The 23,973-nt window shown below is 39.6% G+C and carries 19 protein-coding genes and 11 tRNA genes; 25 read left to right on the top strand and 5 right to left on the bottom strand.

All coding sequences use genetic code 11. The features are described from left to right. Positions 1-82 precede the first annotated feature (82 nt). From IV80_RS05520 to IV80_RS05420, 21 genes are all read left to right on the top strand, one after another. A tRNA-Thr gene (locus tag IV80_RS05520) sits at positions 83-155 on the top strand. Positions 156-267: 112 nt separating this feature from the next. Then, on the top strand, positions 268-1,758 hold the full coding sequence (locus IV80_RS05515) for a peptide MFS transporter (RefSeq protein WP_236699574.1): 1,491 nt from the start codon (positions 268-270) through the stop codon (positions 1,756-1,758). 112 nt (positions 1,759-1,870) lie between these two features. Continuing rightward, entirely contained in the window at positions 1,871-2,695 is an 825-nt protein-coding gene (locus IV80_RS05510) for a metallophosphoesterase (RefSeq protein ID WP_057750694.1), read from the top strand. Between the two features lie 143 nt (positions 2,696-2,838). After that, positions 2,839-2,928 (top strand) — tRNA-Ser (locus IV80_RS05505). A gap of 14 nt (positions 2,929-2,942) precedes the next feature. Next, a tRNA-Glu gene (locus tag IV80_RS05500) sits at positions 2,943-3,015 on the top strand. 4 nt (positions 3,016-3,019) lie between these two features. Continuing rightward, positions 3,020-3,092 (top strand) — tRNA-Val (locus IV80_RS05495). Between the two features lie 11 nt (positions 3,093-3,103). Then, a tRNA-Asp gene (locus IV80_RS05490) sits at positions 3,104-3,178 on the top strand. Positions 3,179-3,213: 35 nt separating this feature from the next. Continuing rightward, positions 3,214-3,286 (top strand) — tRNA-Phe (locus tag IV80_RS05485). 6 nt (positions 3,287-3,292) lie between these two features. Continuing rightward, a tRNA-Tyr gene (locus tag IV80_RS05480) sits at positions 3,293-3,375 on the top strand. 10 nt (positions 3,376-3,385) lie between these two features. Further along, positions 3,386-3,459 (top strand) — tRNA-Trp (locus IV80_RS05475). 6 nt (positions 3,460-3,465) lie between these two features. Further along, a tRNA-His gene (locus tag IV80_RS05470) sits at positions 3,466-3,538 on the top strand. A 54-nt stretch (positions 3,539-3,592) separates the two neighbouring features. Then, positions 3,593-3,678 (top strand) — tRNA-Leu (locus IV80_RS05465). Between the two features lie 276 nt (positions 3,679-3,954). Beyond that, positions 3,955-4,335 carry a hypothetical protein gene (locus IV80_RS05460; protein ID WP_057750692.1) on the top strand — a complete coding sequence of 127 codons (381 nt, stop codon included), beginning with the start codon at positions 3,955-3,957 and terminating at the stop codon, positions 4,333-4,335. Positions 4,336-4,781: 446 nt separating this feature from the next. Next, a tRNA-Gln gene (locus IV80_RS05455) sits at positions 4,782-4,853 on the top strand. 252 nt (positions 4,854-5,105) lie between these two features. After that, positions 5,106-5,513: a GNAT family N-acetyltransferase gene (locus IV80_RS05450; RefSeq protein WP_057750690.1), complete on the top strand. Its 408-nt coding sequence runs from the start codon at positions 5,106-5,108 to the stop codon at positions 5,511-5,513. 278 nt (positions 5,514-5,791) lie between these two features. Next, complete coding sequence (locus IV80_RS05445; protein WP_057750687.1) at positions 5,792-7,567, top strand: SLC13 family permease; 1,776 nt, start codon at positions 5,792-5,794, stop codon at positions 7,565-7,567. Positions 7,568-7,588: 21 nt separating this feature from the next. Further along, positions 7,589-9,091 carry a sulfotransferase family protein gene (locus IV80_RS05440; RefSeq protein ID WP_057750683.1) on the top strand — a complete coding sequence of 501 codons (1,503 nt, stop codon included), beginning with the start codon at positions 7,589-7,591 and terminating at the stop codon, positions 9,089-9,091. A gap of 18 nt (positions 9,092-9,109) precedes the next feature. Then, positions 9,110-10,276: a sulfate adenylyltransferase gene (gene sat / locus IV80_RS05435; protein WP_057750682.1), complete on the top strand. Its 1,167-nt coding sequence runs from the start codon at positions 9,110-9,112 to the stop codon at positions 10,274-10,276. After that, entirely contained in the window at positions 10,269-10,883 is a 615-nt protein-coding gene (gene cysC / locus IV80_RS05430; RefSeq protein WP_057750680.1) for an adenylyl-sulfate kinase, read from the top strand. Before sat ends, cysC begins: the two co-directional genes overlap by 8 nt. A 19-nt stretch (positions 10,884-10,902) precedes the next feature. Beyond that, positions 10,903-11,832 (top strand): DHH family phosphoesterase, encoded by a 930-nt coding sequence (locus tag IV80_RS05425; protein WP_057750678.1) that lies wholly within the window; start codon positions 10,903-10,905, stop codon positions 11,830-11,832. A gap of 53 nt (positions 11,833-11,885) precedes the next feature. Beyond that, the gene (locus tag IV80_RS05420; protein ID WP_057750675.1) at positions 11,886-13,628 is read left to right on the top strand and encodes an aryl-sulfate sulfotransferase; all 1,743 of its coding nucleotides are present in this window, start codon (positions 11,886-11,888) and stop codon (positions 13,626-13,628) included. A 249-nt stretch (positions 13,629-13,877) separates the two neighbouring features. On the opposite strand, the gene IV80_RS05415 is transcribed toward IV80_RS05420, so the two are convergent. Genes IV80_RS05415 through IV80_RS05400 form a run of 4 tightly spaced genes read right to left on the bottom strand, consistent with a single transcriptional unit; the run spans position 13,878 to position 18,596 of the window. Beyond that, a complete protein-coding gene (locus IV80_RS05415; RefSeq protein WP_057750673.1) occupies positions 13,878-15,746 on the bottom strand; it encodes a CDP-glycerol glycerophosphotransferase family protein in 1,869 nt (622 codons plus the stop codon). Continuing rightward, positions 15,743-16,873: a CDP-glycerol glycerophosphotransferase family protein gene (locus IV80_RS05410; RefSeq protein ID WP_057750671.1), complete on the bottom strand. Its 1,131-nt coding sequence runs from the start codon at positions 16,871-16,873 to the stop codon at positions 15,743-15,745. Before IV80_RS05410 ends, IV80_RS05415 begins: the two co-directional genes overlap by 4 nt. Next, complete coding sequence (locus IV80_RS05405) at positions 16,861-17,886, bottom strand: ribitol-5-phosphate dehydrogenase (RefSeq protein ID WP_057750669.1); 1,026 nt, start codon at positions 17,884-17,886, stop codon at positions 16,861-16,863. Before IV80_RS05405 ends, IV80_RS05410 begins: the two co-directional genes overlap by 13 nt. Beyond that, positions 17,886-18,596, bottom strand: coding sequence for an IspD/TarI family cytidylyltransferase (locus IV80_RS05400; RefSeq protein ID WP_057750667.1), 711 nt, complete (start codon positions 18,594-18,596; stop codon positions 17,886-17,888). The genes IV80_RS05405 and IV80_RS05400 overlap by 1 nt, the downstream gene beginning before the upstream one ends. 205 nt (positions 18,597-18,801) lie before the next feature. Here IV80_RS05400 and proC point away from each other — a divergent pair, with 205 nt between their 5' ends. The 3 genes from proC to IV80_RS05385 all read left to right on the top strand — a co-directional run bounded on the left by proC (position 18,802) and on the right by IV80_RS05385 (position 21,578). After that, positions 18,802-19,593 carry a pyrroline-5-carboxylate reductase gene (proC, locus tag IV80_RS05395; RefSeq protein WP_057750664.1) on the top strand — a complete coding sequence of 264 codons (792 nt, stop codon included), beginning with the start codon at positions 18,802-18,804 and terminating at the stop codon, positions 19,591-19,593. 71 nt (positions 19,594-19,664) lie between these two features. After that, a complete protein-coding gene (gene nagA / locus IV80_RS05390) occupies positions 19,665-20,810 on the top strand; it encodes an N-acetylglucosamine-6-phosphate deacetylase (RefSeq protein ID WP_057750662.1) in 1,146 nt (381 codons plus the stop codon). Positions 20,811-20,876: 66 nt separating this feature from the next. After that, positions 20,877-21,578: a GntR family transcriptional regulator gene (locus tag IV80_RS05385; protein ID WP_057750660.1), complete on the top strand. Its 702-nt coding sequence runs from the start codon at positions 20,877-20,879 to the stop codon at positions 21,576-21,578. 80 nt (positions 21,579-21,658) lie between these two features. Here IV80_RS05385 and IV80_RS05380 read toward each other — a convergent pair whose 3' ends face one another. Continuing rightward, a complete protein-coding gene (locus IV80_RS05380; protein WP_147186306.1) occupies positions 21,659-22,384 on the bottom strand; it encodes a WecB/TagA/CpsF family glycosyltransferase in 726 nt (241 codons plus the stop codon). Between the two features lie 115 nt (positions 22,385-22,499). Here IV80_RS05380 and IV80_RS05375 point away from each other — a divergent pair, with 115 nt between their 5' ends. Continuing rightward, positions 22,500-23,972, top strand: coding sequence for a nicotinate phosphoribosyltransferase (locus IV80_RS05375; RefSeq protein WP_057750656.1), 1,473 nt, complete (start codon positions 22,500-22,502; stop codon positions 23,970-23,972). Position 23,973: the final 1 nt, after the last annotated feature.

The raw sequence follows: 23,973 nt of genomic DNA, 5'->3' as shown, positions 1-23,973 counted from the left end.
TTGTCGACGGTTCGAGTCCGCCTGCCGGAGTAGTGATAGATGTTAACCTTCTCAACAGAAAGTTAACATCTTTTTCTATAGTGCCGGCTTAGCTCAGTTGGTAGAGCATCGGTATCGTAAACCGAGGGTCGGGTGTTCAAGTCGCCTAGCCGGCATTTAAAAGACACCATTAATGGTGTCTTTTGTTGTTTTTGGGAGGATTTGGGAAGCTGTACCTCTAAAAATGACTTTATTGTTTACCAAGAGATGTTTGGAGGAAGAAATAAATTGAATAACGCAAATGATGTGAATAATGATAAATCCTTCTTTGGACAACCAAGAGGACTTTCTACATTATTCTTTACTGAAATGTGGGAACGTTTTAGTTACTATGGAATGCGCGCCATTCTACTTTTCTACATGTATTATGCTGTGTCAAAGGGTGGATTAGGTTTTAGCCAGACAACATCCGCTTCGGTGATGTCCATTTATGGCTCACTGGTTTATCTCACTAGTGTTATTGGTGGCTATGTCAGTGACCGGATTCTAGGACCAAGAAAAACGGTCTTTTGGGGCGGGGTTTTCATCATGTTTGGTCATATTGCTTTGGCCTTGCCATTTGGAGCACCGGCATTATTTATCTCTATTGCCTTGATTGTGATTGGAACTGGTCTTTTAAAACCAAACGTTTCTGAAATGGTCGGTGGCTTATATACAGAAGAAGACATTCGTCGTGATTCTGGGTTTAGTATTTTTGTTTTTGGTATTAACCTAGGTGCTTTAATTGCACCATTACTTGTTGGTTGGGTGGGCTCACATGTTAACTTTCATGCTGGCTTCTCATTAGCCGCTATCGGAATGTTCTTTGGCTTGCTTCAATATTACTTAGGTGGAAAGAAGTACCTGAGTAAAGATAGTCTATATCCTTCTGATCCAATTGAACCTAAAGATGCACGTAAACTTGGTTGGCAAATAGGGATTGGCGTAGTTATTTTAGCGTTAATTCTTGGTGTGATGGCCTTAGCTAATGCTATGACAGTGGATAACGTAGTTCTGTTGTTAAGTATTGTTGCTGTGGCAACGCCTGTGGTCTATTTTGTTTTAATGTTTTCTAGTAATAAGGTCACTAAAATTGAGCGATCACGTCTTTGGGCTTATGTGCCACTATTCATTGCAGCAGTTATTTTTTGGGCCATTGAGGAACAAGGATCTGTTGTCTTAGCGTTATATGCTGCACAAAGAACGCAACTACATTTACATTTAGGACCATTGGCCATTAATTTGGCGGCTTCCCAGTTTCAGTCATTAAATCCGTTATTCATCATGTTATACACACCGTTCTTTGCTTGGATGTGGATTAAACTCGGAAGTAAACAGCCAACTTCGCCACATAAGTTTGCCTATGGTTTAGCATTTGCCGGCATTTCATATTTATTCATAGCTTTACCTGGAATATTATTCGGTACAGCTGGGAAAGTAAATCCATTATGGTTGGTCGGTAGTTGGGCAGTGGTTGAAATTGGTGAAATGCTTATTTCTCCAATTGGTCTTTCCGTGACAACAAAATTAGCACCCAAGGCTTTCAGCTCACAAATGATGAGTATGTGGTTCTTGGCAGATGCAGCCGGACAGGCGATTAATTCTCAGATTGTTCGCTTCTACACAAGTGCTACAGAAGTTTCATACTTCTTAATTGTTGGTGCTGTAAGTATTGTCTTTGGTATTTTATTATTGTTATTATCTAAATGGATTTCATCTAAGATGGTTGGTATTAATTAAATTTGATGTAAAGAATGACTTTTATTTTAGTCGTTCTTTTTTTATGCTCTGAAACAGACAGCAATGTTATTTTAAGTTAGAATGAAGATTAGTTAAGAAAAGAGGAATCCCTATGAAAGTTGCGGTGACGAGTGACAACCATTTTGATGTCAATCGATTAGATGTTGGCGAAACGATCAAGTATCAAGCAGCGTATTTGGCGCAACAGCATGTGGATATTTATTTGATAGCGGGCGATCTATTTAATGATTTTCAGAAAAGCTTGGATTATGTCCGTCATCTCCAACAGGAGTTAGGCAACCAGACGATAGTTAAATTTATCGCAGGTAATCATGATATGGTTCACGGTGTCAGTTTTGAGGAATTAGAAGCGCCATTGGACAAAACTTATATGCATAACCAGTATTTGGATGTTCCACAGACCAACTGGCGCATTATTGGCAATAATGGCTGGTATGATTATCAATTTGCGGATAATCTCCCTGAAAAGACAGAAGCTAATTTTTTGACCTGGAAACATGCTTACTGGATAGATGGGTCTATTAAGCAACCAATGCCCGATAGCAAACGAATGGACTTAGTTTTGAATGAGACTACCCAGCAGCTTAAAAGCGCTCAGAAGGCTCATAAACATGTTCTGTACTATACCCATTTTGTACCACGCAAGAATTACATTCGTTATGCCCCAGCTGGAAATCTATGGAATATGGCAAATGCGTATATGGGTAGTCCACGACTTGGAAAATTGTTGGAAGACTTTTCAACTGATGCTGTAGTTTTTGGACACATGCACATTCATCCACGTCCCCAGCAGTTTCAAAAAACGACTTATTACAATCAAGCGGTAGGCTATCACACACATCGTATAAACGAATGGCAGTACCAAGATTTCTTGAGTGAATGGCAATCAAGATTGGCTTACTTACAGCTTTCGTAAAATAATTTTAAAAAAATTTACTCAAAACCCTTGATATTTGTCCGAATTTTCGTTATTATATTTTAGTCGGATGCGTTAGAACTTCTGATGTTAATGATTAANGTTGTCGACGGTTCGAGTCCGCCTGCCGGAGTTAAGGATATGGAGAGTTGTCCGAGCTGGCCGAAGGAGCATGACTGGAAATCATGTAGACGGATTTATCCGTCTCAAGGGTTCGAATCCCTTACTCTCCGTTGTAATTAAGTATGACCCGTTGGTCAAGTGGTTTAAGACACTGCCCTTTCACGGCAGTAACATGGGTTCGAATCCCGTACGGGTCATTATGGAGGGTTAGCTCAGTTGGGAGAGCGTCTGCCTTACAAGCAGAGGGTCACAGGTTCGAGCCCTGTACTCTCCATTCAAAGTTTTGGTTCCATGGTCTAGTTGGTTTAGGACGCCTGCCTGTCACGCAGGAGATCACGAGTTCGAGTCTCGTTGGAACCGTTAAAAATGAATATTTTTATTAATGTCATTTTTATGGCGCAGTAGCTCAGTCGGTAGAGCAACGGATTGAAGCTCCGTGTGTCGGCAGTTCGATTCTGTCCTGCGCCATATTATGGAAGGGTAGCGAAGTCTGGCTAAACGCGGCGGACTGTAAATCCGCTCCTTCGGGTTCGGTGGTTCGAATCCACTCCCTTCCATTTTAATGATAGGGATATAGTTTAATGGTAGAACTACGGTCTCCAAAACCGTCGGTGTGGGTTCAACTCCTACTATCCCTGCCATTGATGGCGGTAGTGGCGAAGTGGTTAACGCACCGGATTGTGGCTCCGGCACGCGTGGGTTCGATTCCCACCTACCGCCCTAAGGATTACGTTAAGTTTTCCTTGAGGTTTTGTATTTCACAATAAGTTAGATGCCGCTGTGGCGGAATTGGCAGACGCGCTGGACTCAAAATCCAGTTCCCTTTACCGGGAGTGTGGGTTCGACCCCCACCGGCGGCATTTTAGCTCCCCTGGGAGCTTTTTTTTTACATCAAAAGCCTATTAAACCGGATTTTTGTTTTTGTGGGTAATTGAAAATCACCTAAAAACCCTAAAAGATCAATTAAGTGTGTGAAGTGCTTCATAATTGTTAGACAAACAGTCTAATGATTGTGGGGCACTTTTTGTATGGTCAAATATAATCCCGAGTTAAAAGCACAAGTCGTGGTCAATATCCTAACGACAAGATAATATTGCTCGACTAACTATTATGAATTCCATTGATTTAAAGAAGTATTGGAATCACAACTACAGAATATTAATGCAGATAATACCTACAATGTAGGCACAGATGCTGATACAACAACTGCTATGAACAATGACTTAAATCGACAACCGGTGTTGTTTAGCAGTAGTCAGTTAGATCAAAATGCGTTTATGCAAACTGTCGAGGACGCCTATTTAGATGCACTGAGCCAAAAAGATACTGACACAACACTTTCAATCAAATTAAACAAAATATTCGAGACGAACGTGGACATTTCTTTACGGTCCCGCCACATAATTAAATTAATTGGTTACAAAATCAATTGGGTACTAATTATGAAAGTTTTGTGGACATTGTTAATAATACGACATAAAAAGGCTATAAAAGGAACGATAAGTTTAAGAAAATGAACTTAAAAAGTATTAATTTTAACTCGGAAGAATATGTAAATGTTCTTCTATTTTTTGCCAATCTTTAAATCATGACTACTTTAGTAATGAAATCCTTTTAGAAAGGAACGTGATCTACTGATTAATCAATTATTATTCAAATTTACATCGTATAAAGTTTGCTTGTGGCAATGCCAACAGGTTTAAAGGGTGCGAACAATTCAAAAGGTGCCATTCAATTCTATACAGAATAGAATCATTATCTAGATCCGGCGACCTCTATCATTGCAAAAATTATTAATTACTTATTGGGTCACTTATTGATTTTTGTATACGGCTTGGTTAGTTCAACTGAGAAAGTTTTTTCTGGCTACATTTAAACTGATCGGTTTAACTGACAAGTTTAATGATTAAGGATCGGTGGTGTGNTTCGGTGGTTCGAATCCACTCCCTTCCATTTTTATGAATGGGCTATAGCCAAGCGGTAAGGCATCGGGTTTTGATCCCGTGATGCGCTGGTTCGAATCCAGCTAGCCCAACTTATATTAAAACTGTTGTGATGACTGTCAAAAGTCACTACAACAGTTTTTTTTTACAAAAAGAAAGTTTTGCCTTAGAAAATGTTATTTATTGTCAAAAGTAGTTCGAAGCGATTTAATATAGAGTTAACGAATGTTTTGGAAAAAAGCGCTAGCGTGGAGGTTTACAAATGGCAAAAATTGGGTTGTGAGATGCACTGATATTAAAAGATAACCGTAACTTTTGATAGAGGAAAGCGTGAAAATACAAAAATGATCACATATTCAAAACAAGTACCTAATCAGACGCAACTTGTGAATTTGTATGCTTCTGTTGGATGGCTAGCTTATACGAAAGATGCAAACAGTTTAGTTCAAGCTGTTTCCCATTCGGTATTCATTTCAGCTTGGCAGGAAAATACGTTAATCGGATTAATTCGTGGCGTTACTGACCAACATAGCATTTTGTTTGTGCAAGATTTATTGGTGTTGCCTGAAGTTCAGCGTCATGGTATTGGCAAACGCTTGATGGAGGAGTTAGTTAAGGCGTATCCCACTGGACAACTGGTATTGATTACAGACGATGAACCTGCCACTAAGGCCTTTTACCAAAAGATTGGTCTTTTAGACACAAGGCAAAACCATATTTGTGCCTTTTTTAAGGATACACGTTGGTCGTGAGTCGCAAGTCCTAATTGCCACGTAATTGAAATAAATAACTGAATCCCATAAAATTTAAATAAACCATACAGCCTAATCAAGGTAGATTTTATATCTGCTGCGATTAGGCTTTTTTTTTCGAAAATTTTCAACTTAAAAAATTATGCCAAAAAGTTGCGTGATATTTATCTTGATTTAATCTAAGCAAGTTAAACTTTTTTTCGTATTAGTAACACACATCAGTTTTTTTAGGTTAATTGTTAAGTTTGTAAATTTCTGAAAATAGAGGTGATTAATAAATGACGTTACAGATTGCAATTGTGTTGGCCACATTGGCCGTGACATTTGTTCTAATGGCTTTAGAGGTCACGACGCCAAATGCCGTTATCTTAAGTGCACTGGCCTTTTTTATGATTATCGGTATTCTGAGCCCGAGCGATGCGTTATCCGGATTTGCCAACGAGGGGTTAGCCACGATTGGATTAATGTACATTATGGCCCATGCAATTGCCAAAAGTAACGTCATGACTCATTTTTTTACGCATACCCTGGGTTCCGGAAAATCCGAAAAAAAGTCCCTTTTGCGCTTGTTAACTACGGTTAGTTTATTTTCACCCTTTATCAATAATACGCCAATTGTGTCTACCTTAACGCCCATGATCCAGAAGTGGTGTAAAGAGAAGAACTTGGCCATTTCAAAATTTTTGATTCCTTTATCTTACGTCACCATTCTAAGTGGTCTGATTACTGTTTTGGGGACTTCCACAAATTTGGTTGCACAAGGATTGCTTTCTAAATATCATCTTCATCAATTTGGCTTTTTTGATTTTGCTGTCATTGGTATTCCCATTACACTGGTCGGCATCGTGTACTTAATGACAATCGGCTATCGACTATTGCCTCGTTATAAAAATAATAATGTGGATAGTATCATGCAATCTCATAGCGATTATTTAATTGAACTCTCAATTGGCCCAAATTTTCCTTACCTAAATCAGACCGTGACTCAAGCGGGCCTAGGAAACTTGGAACATGTTTTTTTGGTTGCAATTAACAGAAAAGGTCATCCAATGGTACCTGCGACTGAAAATATGACGCTTAAAAAAAATGATCGTCTTTATTTCACCGGTTCTGTAAATGAAATTAATGACTTATTGCAAATTCCAGGCTTGCAACCCAGTACCCAACAAATTGATATGAGAGATGTGACAAATGAGCACGCGCATCTCGTAGAACTATCTATTCCGGATAGTTCAGCACTTATTAACCAAACCGTCAAATCGGCCCGTTTTCGTGATGCTTACGGTGGTGTCATTGTGGCTATTCACCGCGATGCAGCTAAACTGAATGGTCAAATTGGTCGGATTAGTTTGAAAGCTGGTGATGATTTAGTAGCGATTACGACCAATGAACCTAAACAGCTGGATGCCATGAAAGATTTACATGTCTTCAATGCCCAGTTAGCACGAGCTGTCAAAAAAAGCTATAAAGATTTTTTGCCCGTTTTATTACTAATGGGCGCAATCCTGATCGCAACACTCAAAATGACTGATTTATTTGTGGCTTTGGCAGCAGCTTGTGTCATTTTGTTTTTAACTAAGTGTGTGACGGTTCAAGACATCGTTCAGGCGGTAGATATGAATGTGTTACTGCTGGTAGCTAGTAGTTATGGCCTGGGGTTGGCCATGTCAAACGTAGGAGCTGACAAGTTGATTGCACATCAACTGGCAGTGTTGACTGGCACCTCAAATCCTATTTTGTACATGTTTTTGTTGTATTTTATTACTAACTTTTTAACGGCTGTTTTATCTAATGCAGCCTCACTATCCTTGATGTTTCCCATTATCGTTTCTGCAGCAGATGATATGAATTTACCGGTCATGATGTTAGCCATGCTGATTACCATTGCGGCGACCGCAGATTTTTCTACACCGATCGGCTATCAAACTAACCTCATTGTTTATGGACCGGGCCATTATAAATTTACGGATTATTTTAAGGTAGGCATTCCACTAAATGTGATTTGTATGATTATTTGTGTTTTTGTGACATATACCGTATATGTCGTTTTGTAAGGCAAAGAAAGGAAGTTGTAGATGAACATTCATTTTTTAAAACGATTTTTTTCTAGGGCTCAACATCCCAAGCAGGCTGTATTGGTATTAGGAAGTGGTCGCTCGGGCACGTCAGTCCTAACTAAGTGTATTAATTTTATGGGAATTTCGTTAGGAACAGATAACCTGTTGGCTCCCAGTAAAAAAATTAATCCTAAAGGCTATTTTGAAAACAAAGATATTATTAATATTCATAAAGCCATTGGGAGCAAAATTCGTTATCGTCCAGCTTTTGAAGGGTATTATGATAGTCCCAAAATTAAAAAAGATCGGGCCAATTTAACGAAGTACTTAACTGATAAATTTCATGAAGCGCAATATCTAGTAATTAAGGATCCGCGAATGAACGACTATATCGAGTTGTGGCAACATGTTTTGGATGACATTCATGTGAAACCAGCTGAAATTATTTTAATTCGTAATCCGTTGGACGTGGTCGCTTCTAATTCAAGAGCTTGGCATCGTGATAAAACGATGGCGCTACGGCAATGGCAAGTTCGAACCCTGCTTTCTTTACGAGATACTAAGGGACAACCAAGATTGGTTGTGAGTTATGAAGATTTATTTCACAAAACGCTCCCAACCCTTAAGCGGGTTGCCACTCAACTAGATTTACCCTGGCCCAAAGATGAAAATGAATTACAAAAAAAGATCGATGGTTTTATTGATCCCAAATTGCAAAAAAGCGACAGTGGTGGAAGTCTGGAAGCTTTTAAAGCTGAAAAAAATCTGACCGATGACGTAAAAAATTTGTATCTGCTGGCAGTTAAGGCGTCAAATGATGATCACTTTTTGGCTTCAAAAGAATTTGATGACCAAATTAAACATTTAACAACACGTTATGTTGAAAAGTATGGTTCATTATATCGAGATTTCAATACCAACATTCCAGGGAAGACAGTTTACGTTTACGGGACTGATACCCAACAAGTTAATTCAGTAAATGAGTTATTAGCTGAAAAAGGAATTCCTATGGACAATGAAAATACAAAGAGAATCCATGATTTGTTAAGTCAAGTAAGCCAACAACTTGAAAACAATCCTCAAGAAACAGATACCTATGCCGATGATTTTGCCTATTTAGAGGAAAAAGAAGATATCAATAATTATGTCCGAAAATCAGCTAAAAAGAAGGTGGTCTGGGGAATTGGAGATGTCTTAACGAGTAAAGTGATTGAAATGTTAATGACGGTGAGCGAAGAAATGAATCTTAATACCCGCAATATTTTAATTGTTGATGATAAAAAAATGGCACGTGATACGCGGCAAAAAAGCCAACTTCTCGAGACGTACGAACGAATTTTGAAGCGGTTGAACAAGCACCCGCATTTGGTTATTTACGCTTCAGAACTCACTAATCCAGGAATTAAGCAGCAAGTTAGTGAGTTCGTAGAAAGTAGTCAGGAAGTGGCGAAAGGCTTCGATTACCAACAGCGCGTCACTCATGAAGTCGTCCAGTTAAAAAAACTGGGATCAGCATTATAAAAAAGGATGGTAAATGAAATGGAAAAAGTATATGGCATCACACCTCATGGCGGTAAGTTAGTAAATTTAAAAGATTTATCAGTATCAAGTTTAGAGGCGGCTAAAAAATTGCCTAAATTGACTATTAATAACTGGACCATTTCAGATATAGAGCTTTTAGCCATTGGTGGTTTTAGTCCACTAACTGGATTTATGTCGAAAACTGATTACGAAGCGGTTGTCAATCATATGCATTTGGCAAATGGAATCATTTGGAGTATTCCCATTACCTTACCAGTTAGCGAAGAAGATGCCGAAAAAATTGAAGTAAATGAAAAAGTTACTTTAGTAGATGCAGATGGTGCAATTTATGCGACGATGACCGTGACCGATAAGTACCGGCCGGATAAGACTTTGGAGGCTCAAAATGTCTATGGGACAACTGAAGAGGCTCATCCTGGTGTTAAAAAAATGTACAGTACCGGTCCCGTTTATTTAGGGGGACCGATCAATCTTTTAAAGATGCCGTCTCATGGTGACTTTAATGATTACTATATGGAACCAATTGAGACGAGAAAGTTATTTCATGATTTGGGCTGGCAGACGATTGTTGGTTTTCAAACACGAAATCCGATTCACCGCGCACATGAATTCATTCAAAAAACAGCACTGGAAAGTGTCGACGGTTTACTTCTCAATCCGCTGGTTGGAGAAACCAAAGCTGATGATATTCCAGCCGATGTCCGCATGAAGAGTTATGAAACAATTTTACATTATTATTATCCTAAAGATCGTGTCAGATTAGTCATTTACCCAGCGGCTATGCGGTATGCAGGTCCTCGAGAAGCCATTTTACATGCCATTGTACGAAAAAACTATGGCTGTACACACTTTATAGTCGGTAGAGACCATGCTGGTGTGGGTGACTATTATGGCACGTATGAAGCCCAAGAGTTAATCACTTCAGTTGAAGATGAGATGGGGATGCAATTCTTTAAATTTGAAAATGCCTTTTACTGCAATAAATGTGGTTCTATGGCCACTAACAAAACCTGCCCACACGATGAGAAAAACCGTATTTCATTAAGCGGAACTAAAGTTCGTAAAATGTTACGTGATGGGATTGTGCCACCTAAGGAAGTTTCACGTCCCGAAGTGGCAAAGGTATTAATTGAGGGAATGCGAAAGCAGGTGGCACATGAATAAAGCAACCAATATTACTTGGCAGACAACCAAAATTGATAAAAAACAACGACAAGCATACTTTGGTCATAAAAGTGCCGTGCTGTGGTTCACTGGGTTATCTGGTTCTGGAAAATCAACGCTGGCCGTTGAGGTAGAGCGACAGTTATTCGAACACCATGTGAACAGTTATGTACTAGATGGCGATAATGTCCGTTTTGGGTTGAATCAGAATTTGGGCTTCTCTGCAGAAGATCGAACCGAAAATATTCGGCGCATTGGCGAGGTTGCGAAGCTATTTGTCGATGCGGGGACAATTGTTTTAACGGCGTTCATTTCACCTTATCGTGAAGATCGCAGACGCGTCCGTGAGCTATTGGATGACGGTGAGTTCGTTGAAATTTTTGTGAATACACCGATTGAAGTATGCGAAAAACGTGATGTAAAGCAGTTGTATGCTAAAGCACGTCGAGGTGAAATTAAAGGATTTACGGGAATTGATGCGCCTTATGAGGCACCACAAAAACCTGAACTTACAATTGATACCTCTACCCAAACCTTGGAAGAATCGGTGAAGCAAATTATCGATTATTTGAGCAGTCATCATTATGTGCCATCTTTCCAATCATGATGAAAAATGAGGTGATGCAATGATTTCAAAAATTATGGCCTTAATTCTACAACATCAGCGTATTTTTGTGTATCGACACGTTAACCCCGATTTTGATGCCATTGGCACTCAATCAGCCTTGACGGCTATGTTACGTCTTTCATTTCCAGAAAAACAGGTCATCGCTGTTGGTTTGCCTAAGCCATCTTTAGCCTGGATAAGTGAGGATATGACGGTTGAAAAATTGCCCAGCACAGTAGATTTGACCATAGTGGTTGATTGTGCAAATCGTGCGCGGATTGCGGGACCATTACCAGTATCACCCACCGTTAAAATTGATCATCATCCTGATTTAGATCCCTATGCCCAACTCAATTGGGTTGAGCCACAGATGGCTAGTTGTGCAGAGATGATCTATAAGTTATATCAAACTTATCCAGAAAGATTAAAAATCAATGCAGATATTGCCGGCAAGTTATATGCCGGCATTATTGGAGATACGGTTAATTTTTCAACGACAGATACCACTAGCCAAACGTTTGATGTGGCTTCAAAGTTGTATCAATTGGGAATAGATGGGGCCAAAATTAGTCAACAAGTTACAGCAGTTGATCTTAAGCTCAGTAAACTGATGGGGTTTGTTTTCGAAAATATCAAGATTAATCAGCGGGGGCTGGCCACCTTAGTGATCCCCCAAGCACTTTTAAGGCGGCTGCAGATTCCTTGGGGTTCAGAAGACAGTATTGTCGCTTTGCCTGCTAGGCTAAAGGAAGTCAAAATATGGTTGCTGTTTATTGAGAGCCCAGAAGGCCAGTATCGTGTACATCTACGTTCAAAATTTGTGCCAATTAATGCCGTTGCACAACAATTTGGTGGTGGGGGACATTTACTGGCAAGCGGTACCTATGTGAAGAATTTGCAGGTAGGTGAGCAGCTAATTGCAGCAACCAATCGCTTACTAGTGATGTAGGCAACTTGTCCACTACTTTAAATAAAGATGACAAAAAGAAGAGAGGTCATGCCATGCGCAAAAAAATTAAATGGCTATTGGTTACGATTGTGGCTGTCATGGTGGCTGGAGGGGTTATTTACGATAAAATATCCCAGACCCAGGCTACAAGTACCACTGAAACCACCGGGAAAGTTCGTTCGGCCAGTGCAGTAAAAAAGGATATCAATTCTCGATTCAGCTATGGTGAAAAGAAGGCGCAAAAATCTGTGACGACGCGTCTGAAACAGAAAGCGTCAAGTAGCCAATACACGCTTAACCATAGTTATACAAAGCTAAATCCATACAAAACGTCACCGTTAACAGCAGTCACAATTTTTCAGACCAAAAGTGCGGCCAAGGTTTCATACACGGTGGTGGGAAAATCTAATAAAACTTCGATTACACATCCGACAAAGACGTACACGAAAAAACATACGTTACAAATTTTAGGCCTTTACGCCGGTTATAATAATAAAATCAAAATCAAAGTGACGTACAAGAATGGACAATCAGTAACGAAAACGATTCGAATTAAAACAGCCAAGTTACCTAGTTCTTTAGCTGCCATTAATGTTAAAGTGACCAAGGCAAATAAAAAGAAAATGGCACTCGGAAAAGGAAATGCCAAGTTAACTTTTATGGTGCGAACCACGATCTCTGGGAAAAATGAATCCAAAAACTTTTCTTTTGGGATTGATGCGGACGGGGCGATTCGGTGGTATACTACACGACCAACGTCACATATCTTTAAGCAACTAACTAATGGTCATTTACTGATTTGGACAAAATCCAAGGCCGCGAATTCATACTTTAACGAATTAGTTGAAATGGATTATACGGGTAAAATTAGTCGTGTTTATCGGTTAAATCACAAGGCTTGGGGAAAAGCCAAAGGGTCCAAAAAACAAAATCATAATCAGATTCATCATGATGTGACCGAATTGCCTAACCAAGATTTGATTGCGACAGTATCGGATGGTGGGCGTACCTATGTGGAAGATACGATGATTGTGATTTCTCATAAAACAGGAAAAATCACTAAGGTTATTAACATGAAAAATATTTTACCAAGTAAATTTTATAAGTTTTACAAGGCAACCAAGAGTCATAAATACATGGGTAAACGCGATTGGTTCCACCAAAACTCGGTTTACTATGACAAAACGGACAAAAGTTTGATCATTTCCAGTCGAAATCAAAATTTAGTCATGAAAATCGATTATAAGACTCAAAAAATCAAATGGATTTTATCTGGTAAGAAACGTTCAGCTTGGCCGAAAGCGTATCGCAAATATTTGTTGAAGGCTTCGGGAAAGATTTCTTGGCCAGGTGGGCAACATGCAGCAATTGTGACGCCTGATTCATTAAAAAAGAAAAATAGATTAAATGTGTTAATTTTCAATAATAACATTGCAGTTGGTGAAACCAAAAAATCACTGTCACAATCCTCTGGAAAATATTCAGAAGGGGTTGAGTATGAAATCAACGAGAAGAACAAGACCATTAAACAGGTCGATAGTTTCGGTAAATCATTAGGAAAACAAAATTTTGCAAATATCATCGGTTCTAATCGTTATTTAAATAAAACTAACCGATTAATAGATTTTGGTTGGTTAGACAATGGGGATGCGGCTAATGTGATTGAATATAATCGTAAAACGAATAAACAAATCTTTAATGTAAAGCTAACTAATCTTGGAACAGGGGGTTACGTGTACCGTTCAGAACGTTTTTCGTTGTTTCCAAGCAAACATAGTTATGGCATAAATGAATAAGAAAGATCGAAAAATGATAGGAGTGACAAAAATGCTTTAACTTTGAGCCTGTGACGCTGTCCAGACAACCAAAATTACGTTGCCATGGCAGCGTAGGAAATCGAATGAATCGCCCTTTGAAGCGTTTGGTTTTCGTAGCTAAGCAGAAAAGTCATCATTTTTCTTGATTACGACTCTTAAAGTTCAGAGACAAAAAGAGGCTGGAAATTTTTCCAGCCTCTTTATTTATCTATTTGGCGGTGCTACAAGTTATTTCTGTTGACCCCAGTGAGGAACTACTTTTCCGTCTGGGGAAACTTCAGGGTCGTTTGTTTTGTTGACTGACACGGGTTCTTGATCGGCAAATCCATTGATTAAGTTATCTACAAAACGTTCACTTGCTTTTCCATCAGGTTGATCAAAGAAGTAGTTCACGAAGGTGTCGAGCTTGTGACGATTGAAGTTGGGCTGTTTAATTTGTTGGATTAACTCAGGCGTATTTTCTGCTAACGGTCCTGGAATAAAGTCTAAGTAGTCAAAATAAAAACTACGCTTTTGCATATAATCAGCTAAATCAGGGGCAAAGAAAATTATAGGTCGCTTCAAAAGGGCATATTCGAAGCAAACGGATGAGTAATCAGTGATGAGTTCATCTGCAATTAATAAAAGATCATTAATTTCACGGTAATCAGAAACATCGTGGAAGAAATCAGCATATTTATAAGGTATGTTGGGCTTATTTTGCACAAATGGATGAATTTTTAATAGAAATACGTAATCCTCATGCAGTGCCTCATAGATTTTTCTGAAATTAATTTCCTCAAACGGATAGTAGGCTGATTGCTGTCCATTTCCACGGAAGGTTGGTGCAAAAAGAACCACTTTTTTACCTTTAATAAAAGGAAGATCCTTCTGCAATTTCTGGCGAATCTGAGTTTCGTAATCATGGTCGAAAAAGATGTCCGTGCGTGGAATACCAGTGGTTACAATATTGTTTTCCGAGATACCGAATCCTTCAGCATACTTATCTGCCACATGCGTGGAAGAAACTAAAGCCTTTGTATAATTACGATGATTTAGTGAATCCAACTTTGGACCACCAGGCATCCCCACACGACTATAACCAAAAGTCTTAAAAGCACCAACTGCATGCCAAACTTGAATAAGATCGGTATTTTGCCGGATTTTTAACGGATAAATGAGTGGATAAAAATCATCAAGAAGGATATAGCGACTGGTGGCGAAAGCTTTGGCTAGTGTGAAAACTTCGTGCCAAGATTTTCGTGCCTTGATACTGGGTTTCAGATAGAAGGAAATCTTAAAGTTTGTATGCCGTCGCAATAACTCCTTATAAATAAACTCAAAATTGCCGGAGATGCTCGTGCGACTGTCTGAAACAAACGAAATTTTCTTTGGGTTGACTGGAAGCAAGTGGTACCAGTTGTAAGCAAGTTTCAAGACGCGCCGCTTTAGAGAATGCATGAATGGACTTTCTAAAACGAATTCGGTATCCAGTTCATTGGTTAAGGGATCAATTTCGCTGAGAATGTTTGATTCGACTCTTAGCGCATTGGCAGCAAAATTATATTTAAAAATTAAACGATATTCGGAATTCTTTTTGGCCGAGTAACTTGTCATCTTGGTAATATAGCTTAGATCATGATCACAATTGGCAATTTTTCCTAAGGTGGTCCGCTGGATTAGCCATCCGTCTGACAAATATTGCTTGAGTTGGATTTGAATGTCATATTGACCAGGGGCGAGCGGTTTACCATGATTGAGAACAGAAAAATTGACGACTCCCGAATAACCGGCCACTGGAAACCGGTTATCTTCATTTGAGCGGTTAACTAAAGGAATTTCAATTTCTGGACTATCTTCTGTAGAGAGAATCAAGCTTTTAATAATTTTCTCTTCATCCTTTTCAGGGAATTTTTCAAAATAAGCGATTCCTTTGATGGTTAAGTAAGCACCGTTAAAGTCTATTGAAGAAACCTGTCTTTTAATCAAAGAATCCACGCCCTCAACAAGGTGAGGCGTGGTATAAGTAGGCGGAGTAACTTCAGACGTTTGGGTAGTTGCGGGCGCTAGGAACGTTCGCCGAATTCTGTTTTTGACTCTTCTTAATATATGTTTCATTTTTCTTTTTCACCATACCTATTAATTGATGTTAAAAACCGATAAATACGATCGCTGTTATGACCGTCTCGGTTGGGGAAATTTTTTTGTTTTAATTGGCGCACATAAGTTAAGTCTAAGTGTGCTAAATCTTGATTGATAAAGGACACTAAGTTTTCTGCCGATTGAAAATGAGGCGCCTTCAAATAGTTAAAGTAATCCACATAAAATCCCTGTTGTTGCTGATATTGCTCGTAATCTGGTGTAAATAATAAAATCGGACGTTCAAAATAACTAAAGTTAAGCAAAAGTGACGAGTAATCCGTAATAAAAACGGCTACGGAGGGTAACAGTTTCTTTACTAAGCCGGGGTCTTGAAAAAGATGAATATTTTTAGGCAGTTCCCGCATATTTATTTTCATATTAACATAAGGATGCACCGAAATATAGATTTCCCAATCACTGTTTAGGGTGCCTGAAGCCCGAATGAATGCGGAAATGGCCGCCTTAACTTGCTGAACATTATTTGCGCGGTATGTTGGTGAATAAAGAACCCGTTTTTGAATACCTTCGGGCAAATTTATTTGGCAATCCGCAAACGAATCTAACATGGGTTCTCCTAGGGCCAAGACGTGACTTTTTTTGATGTCAAAGGCTTCTGAATACGCTTGACGGTCAGTTTGCGTATTGACCATTACCCAATCGTAATTTGTGTGCGGTTTAATGACACTTTGCTGAGCGGTGGGTAGGCTTAAGCCGAATTTCTTAAGCGTCCCAATAGCATGCCACAATTGGATGACTACGTTTTTACGGTGCTTAGTGATCGCGTACAAGGGGAAAAAGTAGTCATCAATGATGAACAGATGTGAAGTGGCGATATAATATACTGAGATTAAAGAATACCAAAAGAATTTGAGACGACTGAACCAAGAGCGATCATAGTGAAAGCAAAAGACTTTAAGTTCATAGTTACCATTTTTCTCAAAAGTGTCATGAACTTGCTGTAAGTTATCCACAAGTTGGGTGTTGCGCATTGTTGCAAATGTGACCCGTTTTGGTCGTGGTCGGAAAGCAAGGTAACAGAATTGATAGCTAATATTATATAAATGTTTTAAAAGCTTGAGTTTGAATACTTTTAGACTTCCCACCGCATCACGGCCTTTCCCCAGGAGCTTGTACTGTCTTTTTCAAAGAAAGAGACAACCTCTCTAATAGATGTGACTTTTTGTGTAGTCCCAATTAAGTTGCACAAACGGTCATAAGTTTGACGATCTTTCGACAAAATATCAATGACTGTTTGAAAATCATGGTGCCCACTACGACTGGATCCTCTTAATGTAAGCCCACGCTCTAAGACTAAACGTGTGTTAATTTCAATTGGATTTTCGGAAACACCCAACAGGATAATAGTTCCCATCGGCTGAATATGATCAATAATTTGATCGATGGCAATTTGACTTCCAGAACCACCCGTACATTCCAATGCTTGGCTGACTTTTAATTCAGGTGGAATGTCATTGACAAGATAAGTTTGATCCGCAAATGAAAAATAATCTAATTTGTATTGATGCCGGCCAAACACGATCAGTTGGCTGTTAGGGAAAAATGCTTTAGCCAGCGAGGCAATGATATAGCCGAGATTGCCATCTCCCCAAATTCCTAAAACGGATTCATCGTTGTCCATGGTTTCTTTTAAATTGGTAAGTGCTTGAACGCCTACTGATATCATTTCGGTAAAAGCTGCCATGTGCGGTTCAAAGCTTTTAGGAACCTTAACGGCGCGGTCACGCCGCAGAAAAACATATTCTTGCATAAAACCGTCATACCCGCTGGAACGAAAGTGACTATTTGTAAGGTAATTTTCTTTAATAGTTGAACTTTTCTCATGTGGGGTATTTGGCACCATGGCCACGGTATCTCCAACAGCAAATTGGTTTTGTGGGTCAAAAACGACTTTCCCAATTGCCTCGTGAATAAGCGCCATTGGTAATTTTTTGTCCAAAACGGTTTGTGAGCGATTGCCAGAAAAATAGCGTTGATCAGCTTTGCAAAGGGATAGATAGGTTGGACGCACAATAATTTCGTCAGAGCTTAAATTCTCATCAATTGTTTGCGCTTCAAATTGGTGGGCACTAACGAGTCGATAAACTTGATTCAACATTAAATATTCACCCGCGTTTCTATAATAGCTCGTGCAATTTTGAGATCATAAGGAGTCGTGATTTTGATGTTGGCGAGTTCACCACGGACCACATGAACGGCCTCACCGGCTAAAAGACAGATTTTACACGAATCTGATAAGATGGCTTTTTGCTGATCTGTTAATTGATTGAAAGCTGCCTTTAAGTGTTTGATATTGAAGCTTTGTGGTGTCTGTCCTTGATACATATAATCACGAATCGGAATTTCTTCAACCTGGTCATCTTTCCCGCGAACAATGGTGTCAATTGCGGGGACCACGGTGTCAACCGCAGGGTACTTCATAACGGCTTTAATATTGTCATCAATAATTCGTTTCGTAATAAAAGGGCGAACCGCATCATGGGTGACAACTGCATCGTCATCTTGTAATCCAAAATTTTCCTCAATGTATTTAATTCCGTTCATTAAAGTATCATTTCGCTCAGCACCACCGGTAATGACAACCACCCGTTGATCCGTTACATATTTGTGAACCAGATCTTGTGTGTGTGTTAACCAGTCGACTGGGCAAACAACAAGAATTGCCTTGAACCGCTCTTCTAACACGAATTTTTCAATAGTTTGAATAAGAATTGGCTTTTTGCCAAGGGGTAAAAATTGTTTGGGCATTGCGGTGTTTCCCATGCGAGTGCCCTTACCACCTGCGAGTATTTGTGCATAAACTGTCATAAGCTTGAGCTCCGTTTCTTTGGTTAATTTTAAATTAATTTTAAGTGTCTAAAGACTTTAATAATGGCGTCTACTAGCACTATAAAAGGGACAGATTAAATCAACTTTAAATTGGTCAAAAGAAATGAACGCTTCACATAGATGAAGGTTTTAAAGGGAAGCATGCTAAAATGGAACTAAATAAAGAAGAAAGTGAGCGAATGTTATGAAAGTTGGTTTTATTGGTGTCGGTAATATGGCAAAGGCAATCATTGTGGGACTACGCAAAGCAGGATTCAAAGGAGAAAATATTTTGGTACATAGTGGTCACTTGGCCCATTATCAAGCCTTTGCAACTGAGCAACAGTTAGTCATTGAAGAGAGCAATGAAGCGGTGGCCAGCAAAGCAGATGTCGTGATTTTGGCAGTGAAGCCTGATATTGCTGAAAAAGTACTTAGTTCGATTAAATCAGAATTGCGTGGCACGTCTCAATTACTGGCGTCGGTGGTATCTGGATTAAGTATTGCGCAAATTCAGCATGTGATAGGCCAGAGACCGGTATTGCGGGTGATGCCAAACGTGAACGTCGAAATTGGTGAAGGAATGACGGCTTTAGCAGCTAGTGGTGATTTACAAGAGACACCCTATAAAGATGGCCAAAAAGTTTTTGAGCGGGTGGGCAAAGTGATGGTCATTTCAGAAACTGATTTTCCAACGTTCAGTGCCATTGCTGGTAGCGCCCCGGCGTACGCATATTTCTTTATTGATGCACTGTCGCGTGCCGGTGTGAAATATGGGTTGACCAAAGAAGCCGCAACGGACATTGCTGCACAAGTTGTTAATGGCAGTGCTCAAATGGTGCTACAAGCAAATGAAAATCCAGCTGCTTTAATTGATAAAGTTTCATCGCCAGGAGGCACAACAGTTGCTGGTTTTTTAGCTATGGAAGAAGCTGGGTTCATGACAGCGGTGGTCAAAGGAATTGATGCGACGATTGCCAAAGAACGAGAAGACTAAATTTTGGCTTGAAGTTTTGGTCTATACCGATTATAATGAACTTAAACAAAATTGAGGAGGATTTTTATCAGATGAGTACTGTATTGAAACATGCCACAATTTATACGGGTTTAGAAAAAATCGATGACGGCTTTATTCGCTTTGGTAAACAGATTGAAGCGGTTGGCCCAATGAGCGAATTTCGGCCATTGCCTGATGATGAAATTCACTTTGCTGCAGAGACCATTGTGACACCAGGATTTATTGATGTGCACAGTCATGGTGGTTATGGATTTGATGCCATGGATGGGGATGCTGATCAAATTAATGAAATGGTCACTAAAATGACCCAAAATGAAGGAATTACCACTTATTTCTGTACCACAATGACACAATCAAATGAAAATATTGATCATGCCATGAAAGGTGTCGCAAAAGCAGCAGCTGTCAACCCAGTGATTAAGGGTGTGCATTTGGAAGGACCTTTCATTTCAGCAACATTTAAGGGTGCTCAACCAGAACAGTACATTAAAGATCCTGATATCAGTTTGTTAGAACAATGGAATAAGTCATCAAATGGCTTAGTCAAATTGATTACAATGGCACCAGAAGACAAAGGTGCTGACGAATTTGAATCTTACTGTTTAGCACATGGAATTGTGCCATCTGTTGGTCATAGTAATGCTAAGCGGGCTGACTTGTTGAATAGTAAAGTGAGTCATGGGACACATTTATACAACGCACAACGTGAGTGGAAACATCGCGAACCTGGTGTGACAGGACACGTGATGTTAGAAGACAACATTTATGCCGAACTCATTTGTGATGGCTTTCATATTGTGCCTGACATGTTACGCCTCGCTTTTGAAGTGAAGGGACCAGAACGCATTGAATTAGTCACAGACTCCATGCGTTCTAAGGGAATGCCAGAAGGTGAAAGCGAGCTTGGTGGTCAAAAAGTTTACGTGAAGGACAAACAGGCACGTTTAGCAGATGGCACTTTGGCAGGCTCAGTATTGGAATTTACAGATGCCTTCAAGAACGCCATGAAGTTTATGGGATGCAGTATTGAAGATGCTGTTCAAATGAGTTCTGTCAATCAGGCTGCTGAATTTGGGCTCGATAGCAAGGGAACCCTTGAAGTCGGTAAAGATGCTGACCTGAACTTATTTGATGATAATTTGAATAAATTGGCAACTTACAGTTATGGCCGCGAATTTTCAAATGCCAAAAAATAAATTTCACGTTTTGACACGATAATTCGCTATAATAGACTTAACAGAGTCTTCTCAGGAGGTGGCATTATGGGATCCCCCATTTATATACAAATTCATAATGAAATCAAAAAAGCAATCGAAGCGGGTAAATGGACAGTTGGTGACCGGATTCCAGCAGAGCGTGAGTTGGCTGAACAATTCAATGTGAGCCGAATGACGCTTAGGCAAGCTATTCAGACCTTGGTTGATGAAGGAATTTTGGAACGCCGCGTGGGTTCTGGAACTTTTGTGGCCAACCAAAAGGTACAAGAAAAGATGTCGGGGGTTACGAGTTTTACAGATTTAATGTTGGCCCAAGGGAAAACACCTTCTAGTAAAACAATTTCGTATCATGCTGGACAACCTTCGATGAGTGAAAGCGAGAAGCTGCAGTTAAAAGATGGCGAATTAGTGTTGCGCATGGAGCGAATTCGGTATGCAAATGATGTCCCCATTTGTTTTGAGACAGCTACGGTTCCTGAGAGATTGGTGAAGGATTTTAGTAAGGCTGAAGTGACCAGTTCCTTGTACGGAACATTAGAAAAAAAGGCAGGACTAATTCCTGGTAAGGCGACACAGACCGTTTCGGCTATGTTGGCTTCGGAAAAAATTGCCGAATATTTAGACATTAAACGTGGTGAAGCCATTCTACGTTTACGACAGGTTTCTTACTTACAGGACGGACAGCCGTTTGAGTATGTACGGACACAGTATGTTGGTGAACGTTTTGAGTTTTACCTGAATCGTTAATAAAAACTGAAGCAAAATTAGGTTCGAATTCATAATCCAGGATGTGGATATGAGATTTGAATGCCAATTTTGCTTCAGTTTTATTTTTTTAATTTATGAATGGCCCACATGAATTTAGGGATCACAAGTTGACGTTTTAGACGTTTAGGGTCAGTAAGGAGTCGATAGAACCACTCTAAGTGATGCTTTTGCCAAAATTCAGGGGCACGTTTAACAGCTCCCACAAAGACATCAAAACTACCACCAACTCCCATCCAGAGCCCATTGGTTAACTGGCGATGCTGAGCAATAAATTGTTCTTGTCGTGGAAACCCAGTTGCGACAAAGACGATATCGGGCTGGCTTTCTTGAATGGTTTTTGCGACTTTGGTGTCATCGTTGAAATAACCGTCTTGAGCCCCAACTACCTGAATGTGCGGATATTGGGTAGCAACTTTTTTAGTTAAAGCCGCAATTACAGCTGGTTTAGCTCCAAGAAAGTAAATTTTTCGGGATTGTGATTCAGACCACGACATGAGACTTGCAAAAGTTTCATAACCTGTAACGCGTTCTGGCAAGGGGGTATGGAGCGTTTTAGCAGCTTGCACAATGCCAATGCCGTCTGCAGAAATATAATCTGCTGTTAACACGATGTCACGATATTTTTGATTTTGAGCTGCGTACATGACAATTTCGGGATTTGCAGTGACAACGAACGTATTCTGCTGAGCCACAATTCGTTTTTGCAATTGACGCACAAATTGTTGTTGCGTGGCATTAGCAAATGGAATTCCCATGATTTCAACGCTGGAAAATGAAGCGTTTATCATAAAATCAATCCTTTCGGGTAATGAAAATGACGCACCATAGAAAAAATGATAAAATAGGTGCAACTACTGTTAATAATATTAAAACACTAACTAACTGAGGAGTACACTCGTCATGACTAAAAAATATCCGGATGACAGTTTAACGTTACATACGGATGCTTACCAAATTAACATGATTCAAACATATTGGGAACAAGGAATTCATAACAAGAATGCTGTCTTTGAAGTATTCTTTCGTGACATGCCATTTCACAATGGGTACGCTATTTTTGCCGGTTTAGAGCGCGTGGTTAAATACGTGCAGCAATTGCATTTTACTGATTCGGATCTGGACTATTTAAAAGAATCAGAGCACTATCCTGATGATTTTTTAGACTACTTAAGGCATTTTAAGTTCAGTGGCACGATTCGTTCTGCCGTAGAAGGTGATTTGGTCTTTAACGGTGAACCTATTATGCAAGTAGAAGGGCCGCTAGCAGATTGTCAGTTGGTGGAAACGGCTATTTTGAATGTTGTCAATTACCAAACTTTAATTGCGACGAAAGCCTCACGCATTAAATCAGTTGTGGGTAATGATGCGTTACTAGAATTTGGCACGCGTCGTGCGCAAGAAATGAGCGCCGCAATTTGGGGCACACGTGCAGCTTATATCGGTGGTTTTGATGCTACTAGCAATGTCCGTGCAGGAAAGATTTTTGGCATTCCGATCAGCGGGACGCATGCGCATGCGCTTGTTCAGTATTATCGAAATGATTATGATGCATTTAAAGCCTATGCACAAACGCACCACGATTGTGTTTTCTTAGTGGATACTTATGACACACTAAAAAGTGGCGTACCCAATGCCATTCGGGTGGCTAAGGAAATGGGAGACCAAATCAATTTCTTGGGTGTGCGAATCGATAGTGGTGATATGGCCTACTTATCAAAACGTGTGCGTGAACAGTTGGATGAAGCTGGCTTTCCCAATGCAAAGGTGTATGCCTCTAATGATTTAGATGAAAAAACTATCCAAAACTTAAAAATGCAAGGAGCAAAAATTGATGTTTGGGGAGTTGGCACAAAGCTAATTACAGCTTATGACCAACCGGCATTAGGTGCGGTTTACAAAATGGTTTCAATTGAAGGTTCAGATGGTAAGATGGTGGATACCATAAAGCTATCTAATAATGTAGAGAAAGTTTCAACTCCTGGAAAGAAACAGGTTTGGCGCATTTCAAAGAATGCAGATGGCAAGTCAGAGGGGGACTATATTACGTTGTGGGAGGAAGATCCCCGTAAACAACCTTCCATTTATATGTTCCATCCAAACTATACTTACATTAATAAAACGGTGAGTGATTTCAATGCGCGCCCATTACTGCATAAAATTTTTGAAAACGGAAAGCTTGTTTATCAACTGCCTGAACTAAAAGATATTAAGGCATATTCTAGGAAGATGCTTGATTCTTTGTGGGATGAGTATAAACGTGATTTGAATCCTCAAGATTATCCAGTTGATTTGTCACAAGAGTGCTATGACCGTAAAATGGCCAGCATTAAGGGTGTTCGTGATTATGTTAATTCCTTAAAATTTGGGGAATAAG

Origin of the sequence: Pediococcus cellicola (genome assembly GCF_001438655.1) — a bacterium.
Taxonomy (GTDB): domain Bacteria; phylum Bacillota; class Bacilli; order Lactobacillales; family Lactobacillaceae; genus Pediococcus; species Pediococcus cellicola.
The sequence above is the reverse complement of the archived record's forward strand: the minus strand, read 5'-3'. Positions and strand labels throughout refer to the sequence as shown.